The sequence below is a fragment of the Ruegeria sp. YTSC004 genome, from assembly GCF_059609805.1.
Genome location: NZ_JBXWMJ010000009.1, coordinates 196,542 through 219,875 on the forward strand (window position 1 = coordinate 196,542; position 23,334 = coordinate 219,875).

Consider the following 23,334-nt stretch of genomic DNA (forward strand, 5'->3'; position numbering starts at 1 on the left):
GTGAACTTGAACTGCCAGGATAAATTCGGCGCGGATTCCAATTCTGCGCTGTGATAGAAACCTGGTGTCAGGTCAGGAGGGTGCGACGTGGCCCGAAACATAAACCGATCCCGCAGGTGGATATTGATCGGAGGCGGTGCCGCAGCGGCGGGGGGATTTGCGATACGCGAATACCGGCTTATTCCGCCTGACTATGCGGGACGGCAACTTAGCGTGCAGGATGCACATACGCAGGCCGAGGCCGGAGACGTATTGTTGCTGGACATTCGAACCCCGAAAGAGTGGCAGTCCACCGGGATCGGAGAGGGCGCCCAATCTTTGGACATGCGCCGTGATGATTTCATTCCCGCTCTGACGCAGCTCGTCAAAGGTGACAAGGGCGCGGCAATTGCATTGATCTGTGCGCGGGGTGTGCGCTCGGCGCGGTTGGGCAACCGGCTGACCGAGGCAGGATTTACGAATATTATTGATGTGCCCGAAGGCATGTTGGGGTCGGCCGCCGGGCCGGGATGGGTGCGCGCCGGATTGCCGGTTCGCGACTACGACAGGAGTGCAGTATGATCCGGGAATTAACACTGGCAACGGGTTTGGCGCTGGTCGGGCAGTCGGGGCTGGCCGCCTGTGCCGATCAGGAGGGTATGTGCGAGACCACCTCGGGTGGATATCACATCGAACTGCCCGAAGATGAGAACCCTCCGCTGGTGGTGTTTCTACACGGCTATGGTGGCACCGCCACCGGTACGTTGAAAAACCGAGGCATGGTGGAACCTCTGCTGGAGCGCGGCTACGCTGTAATGGCGCCAGAAGGGTCGGAGCGCAACGGGCGACAAAGCTGGAACTTCTTTCCGGGTTGGGAAGGACGCGATGAAACCGCCTTTTTGACCGAGGCGGTTGAGGATGCCGCGGATCGGTTTGGCGTGGATACGGACCGGGTCGTTCTGGGCGGGTTCTCGGCGGGCGCGTTCATGGTCTACTACCTTGCCTGCGCCGCGCCCGATACGTTCTCGGCCTATGTGCCCGTTTCAGGTGGGTTCTGGCGCCCTGATCCTGAATCTTGCGATGGCCCGGTTCGGATGTTCCACACTCATGGCTGGACGGACAACGTGGTGCCGCTGGAAGGGCGCTTGTTGGGCGGTGGCCGATTTCATCAGGGCGATATCTTTGCCGGACTTGAGATTTGGCGCGTTGCAAATGGATGTGTCGATACCAAGCCCAGCGGGTTCTCGACCACCGGCTCTTTCATGCGCCGATATTGGAGCGGGTGTGACGACGGCAGCGCGCTGGAATTTGCGCTGTTTCCCGGCGGTCACATGGTGCCCAACGGCTGGGCCAACATGATGGTTGATTGGTACGAAGGTCTGCCGGGTGGGTGATCACTCGGCCGGAGTCATCACGCCCTTACCCTCGATCACCTTCTTCAGCTCATCCCTGTAGCGACGGGCCGAGCGTGTGATGGCGGGCTCGTTATAGTCCTCTTTCATGCCAACCATACGGCGGGCTGCTCCGGCCGATACGCCACTGAGCGCGGACAAAGGAATCGCAAAGGCAAGGCTGATCGCAATCGGGGCCAACCAGACTGATACAAGACCGGACAGGATGCCCACGCTAAGGGCCACGCCGCTGATCGTTTCGACCGTGTGGCAGAGGATCAGCGTGCGCAGACCATAGCTGCCGCCATCCCGCGCCTGCGGGGACCAGCCCTTTTGGATACCAAAGGTGGTGCGAATGACGGCGATCATCTGTTGCACCATCAGAATAGGGGCGTAGAGGATCGACAGAACAACCTCGGCCAGGAATGAGGTCAGGAATTTGCGCCCGCCACCGAATTCGGCATAGCGCACTCCGCTGAGTGGCAGGGCCAGAACACCCAAGACCTTTGGCGCAAGCAGCATCGCATACATGACCAGAATGATCAGCACATGGCGGGTTTCCGTCATCTCGGGCCATTGCGGGAACAGTGGATTGTCTGGGCTGAAATAATGCAGGACAGAGGCATCCTCACCCTGACCGATCAAAGCCCACATCACCAGCAGCGCAAACCAAAGCGGCGACATCAGATATCCGACTGCGCCGTGGAACATGTGGAACCGTGAAACCGATTGAAATCCGGCTGAGCCCAACAGCTTCAGGTGCTGCAAATTGCCCTGACACCAGCGCCGATCGCGCAGGGCGTGATCAATCAGTGTCGGCGGTGTTTCTTCATAAGACCCGCGAATGCGGGGCAGGAACCGCACGCCCCAACCGGCCCGACGCAACAGACCGGCCTCGACGAAGTCATGGCTCATGATCAGTTTTTCCTGACCATTCAGGGCTCGAAGCTTTGGCAGCCCCGCGCAATTTGCGAAGGCCTTGGTACGGATAATGGCGTTATGGCCCCAATAGTTGCCTTCCTGACCGCACCAGCGCGCGAGCCCCTCGGCGAAGGCGATGCCATAAACGCCATTGGCGAATTGCTGCATTCGCGCAAAGACCGATTGCGCGCCGATCAGCTGAGGGTAGCTTTGGATCAATCCTGCGCCCGGATCGCGCGCCAACGCATCGGTCAATCGGGCGATGGCGCGACCGGTCATCAGACTGTCGGCATCCAAAACCAGCATCGCATCCCACTCGGCACCCCAGCGGCTGACCCAGTCGGCGATGTTGCCAACCTTGCGGTCGGTGTTTTGTTCGCGACGGCGGTAATACAGTTCCAGCCCGGGGGCGAGGGTGGTACGCAAGGCCTCGACACTGGCTTGCTCCTGTGCGGCGATCTCGGGGTCGCGCGTGTCCGAGAGGATGAACATGGCATAGTGATGCTGCCCACCGCGCGCCTGCAAATCTTCAAGCATGGTCCGGGCATTGCCCAGCACGTTCCAGGGAACCTCGTTATAGACCGGCATCAAAAGGGCGACACGCAAAGGCTGGGCGCGACCCTGACGTACGGGACGCTCCTGCCGGGACAGGGAGACCATGCCCAGCAACACAGTGCAGACCGTGAAGGAGATCCAGAAGAAGTTGAATGAAATCAGTGTCAGAAGGATGGCCTCGATCAGGTTGATGCCTTCGGCGTCGAACCAGTCCGTCATCACCCATAACAGTCCCAGCGTCGCCGCCATTGCGGGCGAAAACGCCAGCGCACGCCAGAACCCGGCCGAGGGACGTTTGGCATCAGGAACCTGTGCATCCCGAAACCCTGCGCTGAAATCCTGCGCGGGCATGGCCAGAGGCGTCTCGGGCGGCATGATATGAAGATCTCTGGTCATGAGGTCCAACGGTATAGCCAGACCTCAGAGGCTGGCTGTTTGTCTTTCAGCAACTGCGCGCGCAATTCGACATGGTCGCGGTCGCCGGGCTCGAACGAAAACGCCAGCCGCAAACCGCCTGTGTCGGGGTTGCGTTGCAGCACACCTTCGGATGTTTCGGCATGCGGCGAGTCTACGAAAATGGTCATCGCCTCTGGGTCGTTGAACAGCTCGCTTTCTTCAAAATCGATGACGGCCAGACGCCCTTCACCAAACGTGTTGTCGCCCATCGCGGTGTTGATCACGCGCGCCATCGGTGTGCGCTGGGGCTCATCCCCCCAGATCAGGCGATAGGACAGGTCGACCTGGCTGCCAGCCGTATAGGGTTCGGCAGGGCGCCAGTAGGCAACGATGTTATCGTAGATTTCCTGATCCGCCGGAATTTCAACCAGCGTGACCGCACCTTTGCCCCAATCCGCACCGGGTTCGACCCACAGGCTGGGGCGTTTGTGATAATTTGCCTCAAGATCCGCGTAATCCGAGAACTCACGCTTGCGCTGCAACAGGCCAAAGCCGCGCGGGTTGGTGTCGACGAACGACGAAATCTGCAGGCGGGTCGGGTTCGCCAATGGCCGCCACAGAACCTCTCCAGCACCGTTGCGCACCAACAGACCATCGCTGTCGTGTACGGCAGGGCGAAAGTCGTCAAACCGGCTGTGGTTGGTCTGATCGAACAGGAACATCGACGTGCCGGGGGCGATACCCACATGCGTCAGCTCTTCGCGTGGGAATAGTTTGGCTTCGATATCCATGACGCAATCCGCACCGGCGGTGACATTGAACCGATACGCACCAGTCACGCTGGGGCTGTCCATCAGCGCGTGGACGACCATATCGCGCTGGCCGGGTTTTGGGCGTTCCAGCCAAAACCGGATGAATTCGGGGAATTCCTCTCCATCCGGGTCGCCGGTTTTCAGGGCCAGACCACGGGCGGAGAGGCCATAGACCTCATGCAGGCCAATAGCGCGGAAATAGCTGGCTCCTTGCCAGACGCAGAACTCATCGGTCTGGCCGGGGCGGTGCATTTCGGTGCGCAGACGCAGGCCGGAGAAGCCCAGAGTGTCGTCGATTGGCAGTTTCGGGACGTCCTCGGATTTGTCGAACATCTCAAGATCAAACGCGACCGGAGTAGCCATTCCATTTTCAACGGTTTCAACTTTAACAGTGCGCGGGAAGTACAGGCCCGGTGTGAAGAAATCGACGTTGAAGGGCGTTTCCGTTTCATACCAAAGCGCGCGGTCCAGCCGGAACCGGATCGATCGGTATTGCTGGTATGTCAGATCCTGCCATTCCTGCGGCACCATTTCGCGTTCCGCATAAGGTCGGCTGGCCAGATCGCGGGCCATCTCAATGACGACATTGCGGTCAAATGGGACCTCGCCGCCGGTGGCGAAGGTCGCGGGCGCAAATGCAAGCGCCGACGTTGAGACCAGAAATGCGCGACGTGTAAAATTCATTTCTTAGACTTCCAAGGTTGTGACTTAAACCAAGCGGCCATGTATGCCACGCCGATGATCATCGCAAAGCCAATCATGTTGGCGACGAAAACACTGGCAACATCCCGCCCACTCAGGTCCAGACCGACGCCGATAAGTCGTGCTGCAGCCATCGAAAATACGAACACTGCCAATGATTGCTGACCAACTTTGGTGATGACGGTCAGCAGGAACTGCCAGACCTTGGCCGCGGTACCCTGACCGGTTGCAATCAGGCGATGTCCATGTTCCCCGGCGACAACCCAGCCCAGATAGGCGAGTGACAGGAAATGTAGATAGCGGAACAGGCCAAAATCGGTTTTGTCGCGGAACTCTTTTGTGACCGGCCAGACCTTGCGGATTTCGTCAGCCAGATCTGGGGCCACTGCGTTGATCCATGTGAACACCTTCCACGAACCAAAAGGCATCGAGAAGATCAGGAACAGTGCTGCCGCCCAGATCAAGGTTTTCGATACCGGGGGGGCCGGTATCCAGCCGCGCATGAATGCAAAGCCGGTGAAAAACAGCAGCTGCCAACCAAAAGGATTGAAGAACCACTGCCGCTCAGACCACGGCTCGGCCGGTAGGTCCAGAACGTCGGTCTGCGCGACCAGCCAAATCGCGACAGATGCTGCGGCGACCGCCCAAAACCCGATCCGGTAGAGGCCCATAAACATGGGCATCATCGCCAGAACCACCAAGTACATCGGCAGGATGTCGAAATAGTTCGGAACATAGGTCAGCGTAAACAAACCCACGATCTGAGGCGCAGGATCGTTGAAGAAGTGCTGCAAATTCAAAGACGACACGTAGGTCTTTTCAAACAGCCCCGATTGATCCAGCGCCGCCATTGACATGGCGACAAAGAAGAACAGACAGATATGCGCCCAGTAGACCTGCCAGATACGGAACGAGACGCGGGCGGTGCCCATCCACCAACCCTTGCGCAGGAACGCTCCGCCAAAGGCAATCGCCGACGCCATGCCCGAGCAGAACACGAAAATCTCGGTCGCGTCCGAGAATCCAAACCGCGCGGGAATCCACTTTGCCCATGGATCGTTTGGGATATGGGCGATCAGGATGATGAACATCGCGATACCGCGATAGAAATCCAGGCGCGGGTCGCGCGTGCGGGCAGGCGCCGCCGCAGAGGCAGCCACTGGCGCAAAATCAGAAGCGGGCGAAACTGTCGCCATACGTATTCTGTCCTTCTTGGTCTTAGTTTTTGTTATTCAGCCGGGACGCTTTGTGCGTCTCCGTTGTCGCGTGCCGCATCGATCAATGTGCGGCGCGCAAGAGCGTAATTGTCTTCGCCCCCGGCTCTTTTGGCGCGACGGTCATCCAGAATGCGCTCGACAGCATCCAGGCGGCCGGCGCGCAGGCCGGAATCAATTGTGATGCGCTCGAATACATCACGTTGGGCGTGGCTTCCACCTGCCAGTTGCATACCTGCTCGAGCGTTTGATAAAAAGTCGAAGGCGTCGCCGTAAAGGCCTTCGCCAAAGGCCTCAAGTCCTTTTGCGGCCGCAATGCCCGGATCGGACATGCGGATCGGGGTGTCCCCCTGATTGCGCTGCGCATCTTTCTGAATACGCTGCAACATCTTGCTGGTCGCCTCTGGGCGATTGTCGCCGGTCAGGGCCAGAAGATAGTGAAGATCGGCAAAAATCAGGCAACCATCTTCGGTCCGTGCCGCACTGAGATCCGCCAGTTCTTCCCAGCGGTTGCCCACATTGACGCCCTCAAGCTCAAGTCGTGATAGCAGGGACGTGGCGTTCGAGATATCGCGGTAGTCGTCGGTTTTGTCCTGACGGATGTAGTTGTCATACAGCTCCATCACCTGATCGACCTGACCCAGATCCAGATGCATCAGCGCCTTGTGCCACCAGACGTGATAGCGAAAGTTGTTGCAGTGGGTCCAAGCCTCTTCGCGACCCGCGAGCCAATCAAGGCCCAGCTGCGCGTTGCCTGTCATCTCATGCACGTGTGCAACGGCGTGCAGACCCCAGGCATCGTCCGAGACCATCCACAGCGCCTGCCGTCCGGCGATTTCGGCCTTTTCGTAGGCACCGGTCTCTTCCAATGCAAAGGAATGACAACCCAGCAGGTAACCGCGGCCGGCATGATCGGGTTCATAAGCGGGAAGAACGCGCTCGATCGACCGGCGCATCCCTTCCGAGTCGCCAAGTACGAATCTTGTCGCGTGGCTGAGTTTCATGGCCAGCGAGTCTTGTGGGTGATCCCGCAGAATCTCTTCGAACTTTTGGATGGCTTGCGTGGGCAGGTCGGCCAGATACAGACCCAGCGCTTCGACATAGAGCCGTTCACGGGCCGAGACCGGCTGACGTTCCATGGCGCTGTTGGCGGCTGCCATTGCTTCGACGGCGACCGGCATCATCTCGCGGCGGCCCAGCAGGACCATGAACAAGCCTTTGATCGCGTGACCCAGGGCAAAATCGGGCTCAAGCTCAAGAACCTTGCCAAGATGCTGTGGCGTAACGGCGGCATGGGCCATGAACCCAAGCAGAACACCATCCCACGCCTCGGCACTTGCCGGGTGGCTGAGGGTGTTCATCTGTCCGAAAACGTCTTGCTTCATGTTCATGTTCCGATCCAATCGAGAATATCTACAGCACTTGATGTATCAGAGACTGTGGGCGGGTCGTATCAGTATCGGCCCTGCTCTCGAATTGGTGAAATGCCGTGTGGACAAAAATTGAAAAAAACTGCCGATTCAAGGGCATGTTTCAGCAACATGCCGCCGAAACGGGCACAGTGTTTCAATCGTCAAAGGGGTTTTTAGCGCGTAAAACGGCCTGCGTATCGGCCCCAAAGACGGGCGGGGCAGCCCGATATGTTACAGGTGTGCGCGACAGTTTCAGCGGATTCCCGATCAGTTGAACGTCGCCCGGTTCGGCCTGCATCGCGATCTGCATCTGGCGGGCTTCGACCTGATCGGTTGCAAAAACCTGATCCAAAGTCTGTGCCGGGCCAACCGGAACTTTGCGGGCCTCGAGATGCGCAATCATGGTCTCAGACGCGTGGGTCTTCACCACCGGACGCAGCACGGCGTTTAATGCGTCACGATTTTCCAGCCGGGCGGGGTTGGTGGCGAAACGGGGGTCATCAGCCAGATCGGGGTGCTCGATGCATTCACAGAAGCGTCGGAACTGACTGTCATTGCCAACGGCCAGAATGACGTGGCCATCGGCGGTTTCATAGACGTCATAGGGCACGATATTTGGGTGTCCGTTGCCGCGCCTTTGGGGCACGTTTCCCGAGGTCAGGTAGTTCACCCCTTCGTTGATCAACCAGGCAATCTGCGCATCCACCAGCGCCAGATCAATCTGCTGGCCTTCGCCGGTCTGATCGCGGTGGCGCAGGGCGGCCAGAATGCCGACACTTGCGTACATTCCGCACATAACATCGGCGATGCCCACGCCCACCTTCATCGGCGCGCCATCGGGTTCGCCTGTCAGCGACATGATCCCACCGTACCCCTGCGCCATCAGGTCATAACCCGGCTTAGACGCATTTGGCCCGGTCTGGCCGTAACCCGATATCGAGCAATAGACTAGGCTGGGAAAGTCTTGCGACAACGTGGCGTAGTCCAGACCGTATTTCGCCAATCCGCCGGGTTTGAAGTTCTCGATCAGAATGTCCGCATGCGAGGCCAACCGTTTGATTTCAGATTGCCCCTCGGTCGTGGTGATGTCGATAGCCACGGATTTCTTGTTGCGGTTGGCCGACATGAAATAAGCGCTTAGATCGGACCGGTTGCCTTGCGCGTCTTCGACGTAAGGAGGGCCCCATTGGCGGGTGTCATCCCCGCCGGTCGTGGGGTTTTCGATCTTGATCACGCTGGCCCCCAGATCGCCCAGCAACTGCGTGCAGGTCGGTCCGGCCAAAATGCGACTGAGGTCCAGGACTTTGACGCCCTTCAGCGGTCCTTCAGATCCGGCCATCATAGCCTCCACGATCAATTTCGGCGGCAATCACGGTGAAAGAGTTGGCCTTCAACGCCTCATTCAGGGCATTGCGCAGTTCCTCGCGGTTTCGAACGGTGTGACCGTTGCCGCCAAACGCCCGGCCCATGGCGGCAAAGTCATGGCGGTCGAAATCGACACCTCTGTTGCCCATCTGGCGCTGACGTTGTTTCAGCTCGATCAACGCGAGGCTTGCATCGACAAAGACCAGAAAGATCGGGTTTCCGCCCATTTCGGCGGCGGTCGACAGCTCTCCGGCGACCATCAGGAACCCGGCGTCGCCCGAAAAACTGATAACCGGGCGGTTTGGTTCGGCCAGTTTCAGACCAATCGCCATTGGCACGGCGCAGCCCATGGTACACAGCGCCGAGGACTGGATCAGTCCGCGTTCCTCGGAACAATCCCACATCTGACTCAGCAAGATACGATGCGCGCCGCTGTCGGCCGTAGCCAGCGTTTCGGCAGGCAGGGTTGCACGGGTTTCGGCGATGACGGCGGCGGGACCCCATTCCTCGTCGGTCGGGAACGCCTGAGCCAGCGCGGCTTTGACCTGTGCGGGTTCACCGCCCGGCCACGTATCGCGGGCAGGGTTGCCCTTTGCCATGGCCTCCAACGTAGCACCCGTATCGGCGACCATATTCAGGCTGGCCTGATGCATATAGTGGTCATTGATCACAGCCGAGATGTCGATAACGCGCTTTTCTTCGGGGTCCCAGACCTCGCGCCAGCCTGGGCGCATCTCAATAGGGTCGTAGCCAAGGCACAAGACTAGATCGGCTTGTTCGACCAGCGGCAAAAGGTGTTTGTCGGCCAGCGGTGACAATCCGGCCCCGCCAAGGCACAGGGGGTGATCTTCAGCCACAACTCCCTTGGCTTTGTAAGTCGTGACAAAGGGGATGCCAAAATGTTCCAGAAACGCCTGCACGATATTGCGCGACCCGTCATACAGCACGTCCAGCCCCACAATCGCAATGGGACGTTCCGCGTCAGCCACCCAACGGCGCGCTTTTTCAAGGCAATTGCCCTCTGGCGCGACGGCTGCAGCCCTGACAAGTCGCCGCTTCTTGACGCCGGACACACGCATATCCGCAACCGAGATCGGAACGTCGATATGCACCGGCCCGGGGCGCGACTGGTTGGCCAGCGATACGGCCTTGTCTGCCACGATATCCGCGCCCTGTGCCGTCAGTTTAAAGGTTCCTTTGGTGATCGAGCGATAGACCTGTGCGTGATCCATAACCTGATGGGTATAAGTCAGCGCTTCATTCGCATCGACGCAACCGGTCAGCACGATCATCGGCACCCGGTCTTGCAAGGCGTTGGCGACCACGTTGATCCCGTTCATCGCGCCGGGGCCAAGCGTCGCCACCAGAATGGCAGGTGCACCGTCGCGGTGATGCACGGCTTCGGCCATGAAACCGGCGGCGTTTTCGTGCTTGGTCAGGTGAAAGGTGATCCCCGCCTGTTCCAGCGCATCCACCAACGTCAGAATCTCGCCACCGGGCATACCAAAGGCATGGCGGCATCCGGCCTCGTAAAGTCTTTGGGCAAAAAGGTCCGCGGCGCGGGGCGAAAGGTCCTGCATTAGTTATGCTCCGAAATACTACGTCATTGCAGATTGCGGAGGACGCGCCCGGACGCAAGCAGGTTCACGGCAGTGTGACTAATTGACTGCGGATTCCGCCACGGCCTGAAACTTTTTATCCAGTTCCGTCGCAATTTCTTGCAGTGGCTCACCGCCTTGCTGGGCATAGGGCGCAAAGACATGGCTTGGGGTTTTGTAGGACAAAGTCGCCGTGCCGTCCGCATTTTCGGTCACGTAGAACCGGATGGGCGCTTCGATCATTGCGTTGACCGAGGTTTCCAGAACCCGAACTGCATAGTCGTTGTTAAAGGCACCGATCACTAAGTTTCCGGGAATGATGATGCCACGGGCCGCTGCCGCCTTGGTGGGCCCGGCCTGCGTTACAACAATCAGACCGTTATCTTTGACCGCGGCCTTCGTATCCGCGACCAACGCTTGATAGCTTTTGGCGGTCGAATGAATGGCCCAGCCTGGTAGAGCTTCTTGCGCCAGCGCGGGAAAGGCCAGCAAACACAGTACGGTCGAAATAGCCTTCATTGCGCTGTCCTCTTGGGTACGGGTGCGAAGTTGATGCCAGAAACTCGTATTTCGCGCAGTCACAATCCCGTGGGTAGCAGCCGCAGTGGATGCTTTCGGATCAGTCCAGGCGCCTTTTCAGCAGATAAATGTCCATGATCCAGCCATGATCTGCCCGCGCTTTTGCCCGTGTTTCGATAATCTGCGACGCCAAATCAGCCAAAGGACCGTGGATCAGGATTTCTTCCTTCATCCCCACATAAGCGCCCCACCAGATTTCGTAGTCGGCCATCTCAAGGCTTTGAAACGAACACTCGCCGTCCAGCATAACGGCCACTTTTGAAGCGTTTAGCGGCCAGCCTTCATCCCGAATGCGCCGACCGGTGGTCACGACATACGGCGCGCCCAGATCGTTGATCGGTATCGCATGCGCCGCCGTCAATGCCTGCAGCGCAGTGATGCCGGGGATCACACGTGTTTCCGGTTGGGGCTTCAGTCGTGAGGCGATGCGCAGCGAACTGTCATAAAGCGACGGATCGCCCCAGATCAAAAGAGCTACCCGCTTTGCATCAGGGTGCGCCGCGATCGCCTCTTGCCACCGCAGAGCGATGGCGTCGTGCCATTCATCAACACCGCGCAGATAGCCATCATCGGCGCGTCGTTTGGGAATATCAAAATATGCGATCTGTGGCGCGGTGTCGGTCACCTGCGCGATAATCTCTTCCCGCAAACCGGCCAGATCGGCCTTGCTTTTGCCTTTTCGTGGGATCAGGATCAGGTCTGCGTCCCGAATGGCACTAGCGCCTTGAAACGTCAGGTGGTCCGGATTGCCGGTGCCAATACCGATCAGGGTCAGGTCAAACATCGTCAGTCTCTGCAAGCGGGCCGTAAAGGATCAAGGCGGGGGCCGTGCCGATCTCAGCACCCAGCTTGTCCGCCAACTCACCGACCGTGGATCGGTGCAACACCTGATCCGGGGTCGAGACGGCTTCGGCCATCAGCGCCGGTGTATCCAGCGGCAATCCGTGTTCGTTCAATGTCTTTACCAGCAAAGGGAATGTCCGCTTGCCCATGAACACAACCGTGGTGGCATCTGGATCGGCAAGCGCGGCAAGGTTCAGGTCTTCGGGCAGTTTGCCGCTGACGTCATGGCCGGTGACAAATTGTACGCGACGCGCTGTGAGGCGCCGCGTCAGCGGAATGCCAGCTGCTGCCGCAGCCGCGACCGCAGACGGGATACCCGGAATGATCTCATATTCGATCCCGGCCTCGCGCAGCGCCACCAGTTCTTCTTCCAGACGTCCAAACAGACCGCCATCGCCGGATTTCAGTCGCACCACGCGCGCGCCAGTTTTTGCGTAATCCACCAACAGGCGGCTGACGTGGTCTTGTTTCGGTGACGGGCGACCGGCGCGTTTGCCGACCCCAACAAGGTCTGCGTCCTGATGCGCATGGTTCAGGATTGGGCCACTGCTGAGGTCATCGAACAGCACCGCGTCTGCCTTTTGCATCCGGTCCACGGCCTTAAGCGTCAGCAGTTCCGGATCCCCGGGACCAGAGCCAATGAACGAAACGAAACCGCTCATGCCTGCGCCTCTGCGATCAGATGAAAGAATGTTCCGGTCACGTTGCCACGAATTGATCCGGTTTGTGGTCCTTCAACCCCTTCAGCATCGAACACCCGTGCCAAAGGTGCGTCGGGTTGCTCGAGGATCGAAGAATAGTGAAACTCATGGCCACGCAATGTCGCATCAGCGGCATACCCTGCCATTGGGGCCAATAATTGCGCCTTGCGATACCCAAGATTGAACTTTCGCTTCTCATAGGAGGTCACGAGCCCAAGCAGACCTGCCATCTGATGTCGGACCCCTTCCTTGTCGACCAGAGCTTTGCCCAAGGCCATATAACCACCGCACTCACCGTGAACGGGCTTTGTCTCCGCGTGTTTGCGCAGACCGCTCAGGAATGTGTCGGCAGCGGCCAAAGTGCCCGCGTGCAGTTCAGGATAGCCACCGGGCAACCAGACCAGATCGGCATCCGCAGCCGGGGCTTCGTTGACCAGCGGTGAAAACGGCATGATTTCCGCCCCTGCTGCGCGCCAGCCTTCCAGCAAATGCGGGTAGGTGAACGAAAACGCCGCATCTCGTGCCAGCGCGATCCGCTGTGCCGGGGGGCGCGGCAGCGCGGCTGACGATGGCCCATTGGGGCCTGAGGAAGCCGCCGCCTTGATCGCCTCAAGATCCACATGCTCGCGCAAGAATGTGGCGTAACCGGCAATCGCGCTTTCCAGATCCGGGTGCTCGACCGCCTGAATCAACCCAAGATGCCGCTCGGGCAGGGTCAGGTCTCCGCGCCGGGGCAACACGCCCAGAACCGGCAATCCTGCTCGCTCCATACCCAATCGGGTCAGGCGTTCGTGGCGTGGGCTGGCGCAGCGGTTCAGGATCACACCGGCGAAGGGCAGGTCGGGATTGTACATCCGAAATCCCAGCGCAGTGGCCGCCGCAGATTGCGCCTGACCGCCCACATCCAGCACCAAAACCACGGGCCAGCCCATTCGCTGCGCGGTTTCGGCGCTGGACCCATGTCCGATTTCGCCGGGCTTGGCGACGCCGTCGAACAGGCCCATCGAACCTTCGGCCACGACGATATCCACGCCCTCGGCTTGGGCAGAAATCGCGTTCAGCAGCGGATCGGTCATCGCCCAGCTGTCCAGATTGAACGAGGCGCGCCCGGCAGCAGCGCGGTGAAAGGCAGGGTCGATATAGTCCGGGCCACTCTTGAATGGCTGTACCGTCAGGCCATCCTCGGCCAGTGCGCGCAGAAGGCCCAGCATGACAGTGGTTTTTCCCGTCCCCGACGAAGGCGCGGAAACAAGCAATCCCGGCGGGTTAGTCATCGCCGTGACTCCAGCTTGACCACGGGCTGTCCGCGCTTTGCGGGCGATACCGGCGGTCATAATCTTTTGAATACAAACAGCTTTCGTCAAACCCTTCGCCCGCAAGGGCAGGACCGACCATGATCAGAGCGGTCCGGGAAATACTTTCGTCCAGCGCGTCTTTCAGGGTCGCCAATGTGGCGCGAATGATCCGTTCATCAGGCCAGCTGGCGCGATACACCACTGCAACGGGGCAGTCTGCTCCATAGGCCGGGGTCAGATCCGCGATCACCTTGTCCAGATTTCCGATCGACAGATGAATGGCCAAAGTTGCACCAGTGCGGGCAAAGTTCTCAAGCGTTTCGCCTTCAGGCATCGAGGATGCACGGCCGGGTGTCCGGGTCAAAACGACAGACTGTGCAAGTCCGGGCAGGGTTAGTTCCGTTCCCAACGAGGCCGCGGCGGCCGCAAAGGACGGCACGCCCGGTGTGACACTGACGGGAATGCCCATTTCTTTCAGCCTCCGGATCTGTTCGCCCATAGCCGACCAGACGGACAGGTCTCCGGAATGCAGCCGAGCGACGTCCTGACCTGCCTTATGTGCGGTCTCGATTTCGACCATGATCTGGTCCAGATCCATCGGCGCGGTGTTGATGATCTTTGCGCCCTCGGGGCAGTGGGCCAGAATTTCCTCGGGCACCAGCGATCCTGCATACAGGCACACCGGGCACGACGCGATGATATCACGCCCCCGCAGGGTCAGAAGGTCGGCAGCGCCGGGCCCGGCACCGATGAAATGAACGGTCATGTTTGTCCTCCGATGGCGACGGCGCAGGTTGCAAGCCGGTCGTCCGAAATCTGTCTGGGTGAGGTCAGCCGCGCGCCTGTTCCGGCAGCGGCAAGGGCGGATGCTTCGGCTACGCTGCCGGTGCCATATGTGGCACGGCTGCGGTTCGAGCAGGTGAGAGTGCGCTGTCCCGCCAGATCGGCAGCAGCGATGAAATGCAGGGGCAGGGCGGTCTCTGCGGCAAACTCCGACAGCGCGGCGTGACCTTCCTTGTCGGCAACAGTGGCAAGCGCGTCAACCTTTCGTCCAACGCTGGCCCGCTTAAATACGGCGCGCAGGCTGTCCACGGTCGCCGTTGATGAAAACCCTAACCCTGCGATGATCATAGGATTACGCTCCACTGCACCACCGGATATGCGGATTTCCAGCCGCGCCGAGGTCCCAGTGCCGAAGCCTGCGCCAGTTCGATACGCAAAAGTTCTCCGCCCAGTTTTTCGTGCCATTGCGCCAGTAAGGCTTCGCTTTCCAGCGTCACAGCATTGGCGACCAGCCTGGTGCCGGCGGGCAGGGCGGTGTGTAACCAGGTCAGCAATTCGGTACTCAGGCCGCCGCCGATGAATACCACATCCGGAAACCCAAGGCCGTCCAACGCGGTTGGCGCGGTGCCATGCACAACTTGCAGCCGGTCTTGCCCCAGCGTGTCGGCATTTCGGCGAATGCGGTCCGCGCGATCCTCGCGGGGTTCGATCGTGGTTGCGGTCAGGGTCGGGTCGCACATCAGCCACTCGATGCTGATCGAGCCGGTGCCGCCGCCGATATCCCACAGATGCTCGCCGCGCTTGGGGGCCAGCGCCGACAGAGTCAGCGCCCGCACGGGGCGTTTGGTGATCTGGCCATCATTTTCGAAGATATCATCCGGCTTACCCGAGGCCTTGGGCAGCGCCTGTCCTTCACCCGCAACTTCAAGCCCAACGCAGACTGGATGGTCGAACCCGCCCAGCAGGGCTTCGGTCAGCGACACGCTGCGCGACCGTTCGCGGGGGCCGCCAAGGGCCTCCATCACGTGCAACTGCGTATCGGCAAACCCTGTTTCGTTCAGATATGTCGCAAGCTCGGCCACCGCAGCGCCGTTGCGCAGCAACAGAATGGCGCGCAATCCAGGCGAAAGATGCGGGCGCAGACGGGTCAGCGGGGCGGCGTGCAGACCAAATGTCTGCGTACTTTCTAACGGCCAGCCCAGACGTGCCGCAGCGAGCGAGAACGTGGACTGACCCGGATGGGCTGTCCATTCTCCGGCGTCGAAGTTGCGCGCGATTACCGAGCCCGCGCCGAACCAGAACGGATCGCCCGAGGCCAGAACAACTGTTGGGCGTCCGCGAAACCCGGTCAGGATCGGCAGGCCGTCGGAAAAAGGCACGGGCCAATCTACGCGCTTGGCGCCTGTGTCGGGGATCAGTGACAAATGGCGCGGCGGGCCCATAATGATTTCGGCACGCTCCAGTACTTGACGACTTGCGGGTGACAGGCCATCCAGTCCATCTTCGCCCAAGCCCAAAACGCTTAGCCACGGAGCTTCATGCATGACCAACCTCCTGATCCTTGGTGGCACGACCGAGGCCAATGCACTGGCCAAAACCTTGGCCGATCAGGGCATCCCGGCAACCTATTCCTATGCCGGTCGGGTAGACAATCCAAGGCCGCAGCCCCTGCCAGTGCGTGTTGGAGGGTTCGGCGGCGTCGACGGCCTGGCCCGTTACCTGACGGACCACGCGATCACTCATGTAGTCGATGCCACCCATCCCTTTGCCGCGCAAATGAGTACCAACGCCATTTCCGCGTGTCGCGAGGCCGGGGTGCCCATGGCCGCTTTGACCCGTCCGGCATGGCGCGCGCAAGACGGAGATCGTTGGCAGCACGTTTCTGACATTGACGCGGCAGTTGCCGCTTTGAGAGGTCCTAAGCGGCGTGTTTTTCTGGCCGTTGGCCGCCTGCATCTTGAAGATTTCGCGGCTCAGTCCCAACATCACTTCTTGCTGAGGCTGGTGGATGAACCGGATGCACTGCCGCTGCCCGATTGCGAGGCGATCGTGTCGCGCGGACCTTTCACCGAAGCAGGGGACCGGGCGTTGATGCTGCAGCATGGCATTGAACTGGTTGTGTCCAAGAACTCTGGCGGTACCGGTGCACGCGCCAAGCTGGATGCCGCGCGCGCTCTGGGCGTACCGGTGTTGATGATCGACAGGCCGCCCCTTCCGCAAAGGACCGAATTGTCGAACGTGACGCAGGTTCTGGACTGGTTGGCTCATTCCGGGGTGAACCTCGGGGTATAGACGATCGGCGCGCTGTCACGGTTGATGACGCGCGTCAGGGATGACCCGACAATGACGACGGTTTGCATGTCGGCCATGTCAGGTGTCGCCTCGGCCAGTGTCGAAATCCGGATCGCCTCATCAACGCGGGATACGGCGCGCGCGAACAGGATCAAGCGTTCGGGCTCACATTCTTCGCGTAGGATTTCCAGTGTTTTCACAAAGCCTTCCGGGCGGGATTTCGAGCGTGGGTTATAAAACGCCATCGCGAAATCCGCCTGCGCCGCAAGTCGAAGACGTTTTTCAACCAGCGACCAGGGTTTCAGATTGTCGCTGAGGTTGATGGCGCAAAAATCATGTCCCAGTGGTGCCCCGGCTCGCGCGGATGCCGCTAGCATCGCGGTGATCCCCGGCAGCACTTCGATGGGAATTTTGCGCCACTTAGCGGGGCCATTTTCCAGCGCCTCAAATACTGCGGCGGCCATCGCGAAGACCCCGGGATCACCCGAGGACACAACGACCACGCGCTTGCCCTCAGCCGCCATCTGCAACGCGTGTTGGGATCGGTCGATCTCGACCCGGTTGTCGCTAGCATGCAGCGTCAACCCGGGGCGTTCCGCCACGCGTGCGACATAGGGGATATAGCCGACCACGTCCGTGGCATCCATCAACGCAGCTGAAACCTCGGGGGTTACAAGATCTTCGTTACCAGGCCCCAGACCCGCAATCTTGACCCAACCGCTCATGGCCGCCGTCCTTGACCATGCACGATGATGATCGAGAAATAGGGCGTCACCTTTTCGCATGCCTCGGACAGTTTCGTCACCACCTGGTTCGGCATCTGCGCAAACTCGACAATCCATGCGCGGTCATACAAACCGGCTGTTTTCAGCGCGCGCTTTACCTTGTCTATATTGCGTCCGATTTTCATGACAACCAAAGCATCAGTCTGCGCCATGCGAATTGCCAGATCTTCTTCAGGCAGGGTACCGACCAGTACCGTCAGCACATCATCGCCCCAAGTGATCGGATTACCCGTTGCGGTCCACGCGCCGGACATTCCGGTGATGGCTGGCACGACCTCAACATCAGCCTGATCGCGCAAGCGGCTGTAAAGATGCATGAAAGATCCATAGAAAAACGGGTCGCCCTCGCACAAAACCACCACGTCCTCGCCCTGATCCGACAGAGCTTTGAGATGCGCGGCACAGTCCTTGTAAAAGGCCGAGAGCAATTCGTTATAGCGCGGATCATCCAGTGGAATTTCAGTCGTGACAGGGTATTCCATGGGAAACTCAACAGCGCTGTCCGGGATCATCCCATTGACGATCTTGCGCGCCTGACCGCTGCGACCGGGCTTGCGAAAGAACGCCACGTGGCGCGCATTGCGCAGCAGGCGGTAGGCCCGCACGCTCATCAGGTCCGGGTCACCGGGACCAAGGCCCACGCCGTATATCTTGCCGCCGCTCATTCGGCGCGGCTCGCAATGGCGTTGATTGCGGCTACGGTGATGGCGCTGCCGCCCAGACGGCCCTTGATGATGCAAGAGGGCACGGGCTGCGCCTCCCACAATGCGTCCTTGGATTCGACGGCACCGACAAAGCCCACCGGGCACCCGATGATGGCGGCCGGGCGTGGGCAATCGGGGTCTTCCAGCATATTCAGTAGGTGGAACAGAGCGGTCGGCGCATTACCGATCGCGACCAGAGCGCCTTCCAGATGCGGACGCCACAGCTCCAGAGCAGCAGCGGATCGGGTGTTGCTCATCTCAGCCGCCAGTGGGCGCACGCGTTCGTCATGCAGAGTGCAGATCACCTCATTATCGGCCGGCAGGCGGAAGCGGGTCACACCCTCGCTGACCATTCGCGCATCGCACAGTATAGGTGCGCCATTCTCTAACGCGGTCCTTGCGGCTGGCACGAAACCGGGCGAAAAATGTACGAATTCTTCCAGACCGACCATTCCGGCGGCGTGGATCATGCGAACCGCAACCTGCTCTTCATCAGCGTCAAAACGCGCCAGATTGGCCTCGGACCGGATTGTGGCAAAGCTTTGCTTATAGATCGCTGCGCCGTCGGTTTCGTATTCATAGGGCATCAGGTGAGGTCCATAGTCATAAGTGTTTCGGGTGTCAGCCCGCGTTGGGACGGCTCATCCCCCGCGCGACCGTTTTTGACAAGATCAAATCGTCCGTCGTTGCCGACCAGTGTAACATTTGCCGGACCCATACGGGCACAGCCTTTGGCGCAACCGGATACATGCAAACTTCCTGGGATTTGGGCGGCCAAGACGCGGGCAACTTCGCGGGTTTCCACCTGAGCTTGCGGGCAGAACGGTGCGCCGGGGCAGGCATCGGTTGTCATCAGCGGGTCGGTGCCATCTATGACAAAGTCCGGTGCTTGTATCGCCGCCCCGCCTTCCAGCAGAATCAGCCGCCATGGGGTGACCCGCAAGGCAGACGCCCCGCTGTCTGCAATGAGGTCAGAGAGCTGTCGCGCCGGCAATTGTCCGAACACCGCGCCATACAACACACCCAGATCGCAGACGCCGGGCTGCGGCGGTGTGCCGATGTCACCGGGCGCGCTGCCTTGCCACTCCGCTGGCAAATCCTGCGTCGCGGCCACCCGCGCCATGCGGCGGGTTTCTGGCGTGAAACGTTCGGAAAACCATCCGGCCAAGGCGATAAGCCGGTCAATTGCGTTGGTTTCTGTGACCCGGCAGCCAGTCTTGGCCCCGTCGGCGCGCAGGATGAGGCCATCAGTGCCTGCCTCGACCCGGATATCGGCCGAATCCGCCGCCAACAGGCGCTTGGGGCCAGTGTCGATGGCAAAGCCGAATTTGGCGGGCAGAGTCGGCAATTCCTCCAACCGGTCGATCAGTTCCTGTGTCAGATGTGCGGTTCGATCACTTGATCGGTATAGGGGCGACACCAGGATATTGCGGCGCATTTCAATACCGGGCTCAGCATCCAAAAGGTTCAGCGCGGCCAGCTCGGCCAGCAATGCTTGATGATCGTCTTCTTTTACCCCGCGCAGCTGTAAATTGGCGCGGTTGGTCAGGTCGATCGTGCCATTGCCAAATTGCTCGGCCAACTCACAAAGACCACGTGTTTGTTCCGCGCTCAAACGGGCCAGACGCGGGCGCGCCCGAACCACCAGACCATCGCCCGACATCATCGGCCGATGCGCACCGGGGCACCAACCCTGAACGACCGGGGCGCTCATCCCAGCCCCTCCAGATCGGCCCGGATTGAGTTGCGGCGGGTGTTCCAAAGGCCCGCGTCCAACAACGCGCGGAACCTGTCCTGCATGGCCTGATACGCGCGCGGGTTGGCCTCTTGCAAAAACGCGTCGACCTCGGCGTCGCCCAAAGTGGCGTCGTGATAGAGGTCGAACAGATGCGGCGCGACCGTGCCTGACAGATGGGCGAAAGAGGCCATGTGATCCAGTGTCGCCGCAATTTCGGCAGCGCCTCGGAAGCCATGCCTTTGCATGCCTGCAATCCAGTTCGGGTTGGCGGCACGCGCATGAACCACACGGCTGATTTCTTCAGGCAACGTTCGGGCGCGCGGGCTATCCGGGTTGGTGTTGTCCAGATGGTATAGCTGCGCCGTACCACCAGTGACTTTCTTGGCGGCGGCGAAACCAGCCTCGTGCGTGGCATAGTCGTTGGCCAACAGCAGATCGGTTTCGGTCAGATCCTGCAGGTGCACGAAACTGTCGGCATTCGTGACCCGTTGGGTAATGCCGTCCATATCCTGTGTGATGTGTTCGCCTTCCAAAGCGAAAGAACTGGCCTCAAGCCATGCCTTACCCGCCTGCGCGCGGGCCTCATCCGTATAGATTTCGGACAGCTGGGTCATGTTCACGCCATAGCTGCCCGGTGCCGGGCCAAAGACGCGCGCTGCCGGGGCCTGCCCGGCATATGGGTTCCAGTCTGGCGCTTCATCGCGTTCCGACAACGCGCGAACAGCTTGACCATAAAGCGCCGAAAGGGTCGGGAACACATCGCGGAACAAGCCTGAGACACGCAACGTCACGTCCAGACGCGGGCGGCTGAGGTCAGTGATGGGCAGCACTTCGATGCCCGACACCCGCTCGGACCCTTTGTCCCAAACGGGTTTGACGCCCAGCAAGTGCAGCGCCATGGCAAACTCTTCGCCCGCCGTGCGCATCGTGGCTGAACCCCAGAGATCAACGATCAGCCCCTTGGGATAATCGCCCTCTTCCTGCAGGTGTCGCCGCACCAATTCTTCTGCCAGCTTGACGCCTTGGGTATAGGCTGCACGGGTGGGGACTGAGCGCGGATCGGTGGTATACAGATTGCGCCCGGTGGGCAGCACGTCTGACCGTCCGCGGTAGGGGGACCCGGACGGGCCTGCCTCGATCCGTTTGCCAGCCAGCGCGTCGATCAATGCCCGGCGTTCGGCATGGGCAGAAGGAGCCGTGTCAAAATTGGCGGTGGCTTCGGGCACACGTCCAAAGATATGCAACCCGTCGCCGAACTGGCTTTCTTTGATGTCACAGACGAAACGGTCGATGCGAGTGATCGCCTCGGCGATGCAGGTGGCCTGATCGAGGCCAAGGTCGCTCTCCAGCCCGATGGCTTGCGCTTCGTCCCGGATATCTTCTTGCAGGCGGTCGCGACGTTTGGGGTCCAAGCCATCAGCGTTCGAGAATTCGTCCAGCAGCGATTCCAGCCGAACCATCCGATCCGGGGTACCGCTTTCTCTCATCGGCGGTGGGATATGACCCAGCGTGACCGCCCCGATCCGGCGCTTGGCCTGCGCGGCCTCGCCAGGGTCGTTGACGATGAAGGGGTAAATGACAGGCAGGTCGCCGATCAGCGCTTCGGGCCAGCATTCGTTGGACAGCGCGACCGACTTGCCGGGCAGCCATTCCAGCGTGCCGTGCGCGCCGATATGGATCAGCGCATCCGCACTAAGACCTTTGCGCAGCCAAAGGTAGAAGGCCACGTAGCTGTGGCGCGGGGTACGCGACAGGTCATGATAATCGTCATCACGCAACTCGGGCGTGCCGCGTTCAGGTTGCAACGCGACCAGCGCCTTGCCGCGGCGCAGGGCGGTGAAGTGGAACGCGCCATCTGCAAAGGCCGGATCATCCTCGGGCTTGCCCCAGACGATTTCGAGGTCTGCGCGCAGTTGTTCCGGCAATTCTGCTAGCGCAGTCAGATATTCGCCAAGCGACCACGTAATCCGCGCGTCCAACAACGTATCAGAAATCGGCTGGGCAGGAGCGGTGTCATACCCTTCGCCCAGCAGGTCAGACAGCATCGCCTCGGCCGAGGCCAAAGCATCAAGGCCTACCGCATGGGCCATCTGCCAATCCTTGCCGGGATAGGTGGACAGCACCAAGGCGGGCACCTGATCCCCTTTGGGCTTGTCGTTCAGGTTCAGCCAGCCGACGACACGGTCGATGATGGCCTCGATCCGTTCCGGTTCAGCCCGGTGGGCAAAACGTGAATACTCCAGATGCGGGTCACGCTTGCCCGGTTCCTTGAACGAAGCAATGCCTGCAGAAATTCGCCCGTCCACTTCAGGCAGGACAACGTGCATAGCCAAATCAGCGGGCGAAAGACCGCGTTCCGCCTCGGCCCAGGCTTTGCGGCGGGACGTAGCGAGAGCAACCTGAAACACCGGCACATTGGCGGCGTCCAGTGGAGAGGTGCCGGATGCGCCTTTGCCCGAAAACGCGGTGGCGTTGATGATGGCCGACGGTTCAAGGGAGGCGATGTTCTCGCGCAGCCAATCGGCGGCTGCAGGTGCTTTCAGCGAGGGAGCGAACATGCCTACAGCTTCGATGCCGCGTTCCCGCAATCGGCGGATCAGGGCTGCGACCGGGGCGGTGTCTGCAGATGTCAGATAAGCACGATAGAAAGTCACCAGAATACGCTTCGCGCCGCTCGAGAATGCTGTTTCGACCGGGACTACGCCACGATCCGGGCACCACGCGCCGCACTCTGGCAAGGTCTTAGCGCCCATCACCGGCCCGGCATAAAGCCCCGCCGCAAGCGCCATTTGAGCCAAGGCCGCTTGCGCCGCGACTTCGCCACCGGTGTCACACAGATGCGCAAGCCGCCGCAGGGTTGAGACGGGCAGGGTGGAGTAATCATCCAGCCGCGTATCCTCACGCCCATCGGCAGGTAGGACGGCCAGTGCGATCCCCTTGGATTGCGCCAGCGCCAGAACTTGCTGCAAGCCATAGGACCAGTAAGGCACGCCGCCGATCAAACGGATCAGAATGCCCTTGGCGCCCTCGAGCGTTTGCTCGACATAAGTGTCGACGGACAACGGGTGTTTCAGTGCTGTCAGGTTGGCCAGCCGCATTGTCGGCATTCGCCCTTCGGCCCCGCCACCGCGATGCCAGCCCGCCGCGAAAGCACCAAGGTCACTGTCCGAAAAGGACAGCACCACCAGATCCGCCGGACTTTGGCCCAGATCGGTCGGGGTCTCGGTTTCCTCGAGCCCGTGGCTTTCGCGGAAGACGACGTGCATGGC

The 23,334-nt window shown here is 60.3% G+C and carries 21 protein-coding genes; 3 read left to right on the forward strand and 18 right to left on the reverse strand.

Annotation, left to right across the window (positions count from 1 at the left end; genetic code table 11):
• Positions 1-87 precede the first annotated feature (87 nt).
• Together AC2FFP_RS17035 and AC2FFP_RS17040 are read left to right on the forward strand one after the other, a co-directional pair.
• The gene (locus AC2FFP_RS17035) at positions 88-561 is read left to right on the forward strand and encodes a rhodanese-like domain-containing protein (RefSeq protein ID WP_496768318.1); all 474 of its coding nucleotides are present in this window, start codon (positions 88-90) and stop codon (positions 559-561) included.
• Entirely contained in the window at positions 558-1,373 is an 816-nt protein-coding gene (locus tag AC2FFP_RS17040) for a CE1 family esterase (RefSeq protein ID WP_496844787.1), read from the forward strand. Before AC2FFP_RS17035 ends, AC2FFP_RS17040 begins: the two co-directional genes overlap by 4 nt.
• Here AC2FFP_RS17040 and mdoH read toward each other — a convergent pair whose 3' ends face one another.
• From mdoH to cbiE, 13 genes are all read right to left on the reverse strand, one after another.
• Positions 1,374-3,242 (reverse strand): glucans biosynthesis glucosyltransferase MdoH, encoded by a 1,869-nt coding sequence (gene mdoH, locus AC2FFP_RS17045; protein WP_282169204.1) that lies wholly within the window; start codon positions 3,240-3,242, stop codon positions 1,374-1,376. It lies immediately after the preceding gene.
• A complete protein-coding gene (locus AC2FFP_RS17050; protein ID WP_496844789.1) occupies positions 3,239-4,738 on the reverse strand; it encodes an OpgD/OpgG family glucan biosynthesis protein in 1,500 nt (499 codons plus the stop codon). Before AC2FFP_RS17050 ends, mdoH begins: the two co-directional genes overlap by 4 nt.
• Positions 4,735-5,952, reverse strand: coding sequence for an OpgC family protein (locus AC2FFP_RS17055; protein WP_496768327.1), 1,218 nt, complete (start codon positions 5,950-5,952; stop codon positions 4,735-4,737). The genes AC2FFP_RS17050 and AC2FFP_RS17055 overlap by 4 nt, the downstream gene beginning before the upstream one ends.
• Before the next feature lie 32 nt (positions 5,953-5,984).
• Complete coding sequence (locus tag AC2FFP_RS17060; protein ID WP_496726118.1) at positions 5,985-7,355, reverse strand: tetratricopeptide repeat protein; 1,371 nt, start codon at positions 7,353-7,355, stop codon at positions 5,985-5,987.
• A 181-nt stretch (positions 7,356-7,536) separates the two neighbouring features.
• Positions 7,537-8,721: a CaiB/BaiF CoA transferase family protein gene (locus tag AC2FFP_RS17065; protein ID WP_496768330.1), complete on the reverse strand. Its 1,185-nt coding sequence runs from the start codon at positions 8,719-8,721 to the stop codon at positions 7,537-7,539.
• Positions 8,708-10,327 (reverse strand): thiamine pyrophosphate-binding protein, encoded by a 1,620-nt coding sequence (locus AC2FFP_RS17070; protein ID WP_496844791.1) that lies wholly within the window; start codon positions 10,325-10,327, stop codon positions 8,708-8,710. The genes AC2FFP_RS17065 and AC2FFP_RS17070 overlap by 14 nt, the downstream gene beginning before the upstream one ends.
• Positions 10,328-10,405: 78 nt before the next feature.
• On the reverse strand, positions 10,406-10,864 hold the full coding sequence (locus AC2FFP_RS17075) for a DUF302 domain-containing protein (protein WP_496844792.1): 459 nt from the start codon (positions 10,862-10,864) through the stop codon (positions 10,406-10,408).
• 100 nt (positions 10,865-10,964) lie between these two features.
• Positions 10,965-11,708: a precorrin-6A synthase (deacetylating) gene (gene cobF / locus AC2FFP_RS17080; protein WP_496881268.1), complete on the reverse strand. Its 744-nt coding sequence runs from the start codon at positions 11,706-11,708 to the stop codon at positions 10,965-10,967.
• On the reverse strand, positions 11,701-12,429 hold the full coding sequence (gene cobA, locus AC2FFP_RS17085) for a uroporphyrinogen-III C-methyltransferase (RefSeq protein ID WP_496844793.1): 729 nt from the start codon (positions 12,427-12,429) through the stop codon (positions 11,701-11,703). The genes cobF and cobA overlap by 8 nt, the downstream gene beginning before the upstream one ends.
• Positions 12,426-13,742, reverse strand: a complete 1,317-nt coding sequence (locus AC2FFP_RS17090) for a cobyrinic acid a,c-diamide synthase CobB (protein ID WP_496881269.1) — start codon at positions 13,740-13,742, stop codon at positions 12,426-12,428. The genes cobA and AC2FFP_RS17090 overlap by 4 nt, the downstream gene beginning before the upstream one ends.
• A complete protein-coding gene (gene cobM, locus AC2FFP_RS17095) occupies positions 13,735-14,529 on the reverse strand; it encodes a precorrin-4 C(11)-methyltransferase (protein ID WP_496777481.1) in 795 nt (264 codons plus the stop codon). Before cobM ends, AC2FFP_RS17090 begins: the two co-directional genes overlap by 8 nt.
• Complete coding sequence (locus tag AC2FFP_RS17100; RefSeq protein WP_496844797.1) at positions 14,526-14,894, reverse strand: cobalamin biosynthesis protein; 369 nt, start codon at positions 14,892-14,894, stop codon at positions 14,526-14,528. The genes cobM and AC2FFP_RS17100 overlap by 4 nt, the downstream gene beginning before the upstream one ends.
• Entirely contained in the window at positions 14,891-16,090 is a 1,200-nt protein-coding gene (gene cbiE / locus AC2FFP_RS17105) for a precorrin-6y C5,15-methyltransferase (decarboxylating) subunit CbiE (RefSeq protein WP_496777485.1), read from the reverse strand. Before cbiE ends, AC2FFP_RS17100 begins: the two co-directional genes overlap by 4 nt.
• Between cbiE and AC2FFP_RS17110 the strand changes: the two genes are divergently transcribed.
• The gene (locus AC2FFP_RS17110) at positions 16,089-16,838 is read left to right on the forward strand and encodes a cobalt-precorrin-6A reductase (protein ID WP_496844798.1); all 750 of its coding nucleotides are present in this window, start codon (positions 16,089-16,091) and stop codon (positions 16,836-16,838) included. The genes cbiE and AC2FFP_RS17110 overlap by 2 nt on opposite strands.
• Here AC2FFP_RS17110 and cobJ read toward each other — a convergent pair.
• The 5 genes from cobJ to cobN are packed head-to-tail and all read right to left on the reverse strand — an operon-like array spanning position 16,811 to position 23,331.
• Positions 16,811-17,563 (reverse strand): precorrin-3B C(17)-methyltransferase, encoded by a 753-nt coding sequence (cobJ, locus tag AC2FFP_RS17115; protein WP_496768349.1) that lies wholly within the window; start codon positions 17,561-17,563, stop codon positions 16,811-16,813. The genes AC2FFP_RS17110 and cobJ overlap by 28 nt on opposite strands.
• Entirely contained in the window at positions 17,560-18,288 is a 729-nt protein-coding gene (locus tag AC2FFP_RS17120) for a precorrin-2 C(20)-methyltransferase (protein WP_496768351.1), read from the reverse strand. Before AC2FFP_RS17120 ends, cobJ begins: the two co-directional genes overlap by 4 nt.
• The gene (locus tag AC2FFP_RS17125) at positions 18,285-18,914 is read right to left on the reverse strand and encodes a precorrin-8X methylmutase (protein ID WP_496768353.1); all 630 of its coding nucleotides are present in this window, start codon (positions 18,912-18,914) and stop codon (positions 18,285-18,287) included. Before AC2FFP_RS17125 ends, AC2FFP_RS17120 begins: the two co-directional genes overlap by 4 nt.
• A complete protein-coding gene (locus tag AC2FFP_RS17130) occupies positions 18,914-20,041 on the reverse strand; it encodes a ferredoxin-like domain-containing protein (protein WP_496739706.1) in 1,128 nt (375 codons plus the stop codon). The genes AC2FFP_RS17125 and AC2FFP_RS17130 overlap by 1 nt, the downstream gene beginning before the upstream one ends.
• Complete coding sequence (gene cobN, locus AC2FFP_RS17135) at positions 20,038-23,331, reverse strand: cobaltochelatase subunit CobN (RefSeq protein ID WP_496844800.1); 3,294 nt, start codon at positions 23,329-23,331, stop codon at positions 20,038-20,040. Before cobN ends, AC2FFP_RS17130 begins: the two co-directional genes overlap by 4 nt.
• Positions 23,332-23,334: the final 3 nt, after the last annotated feature.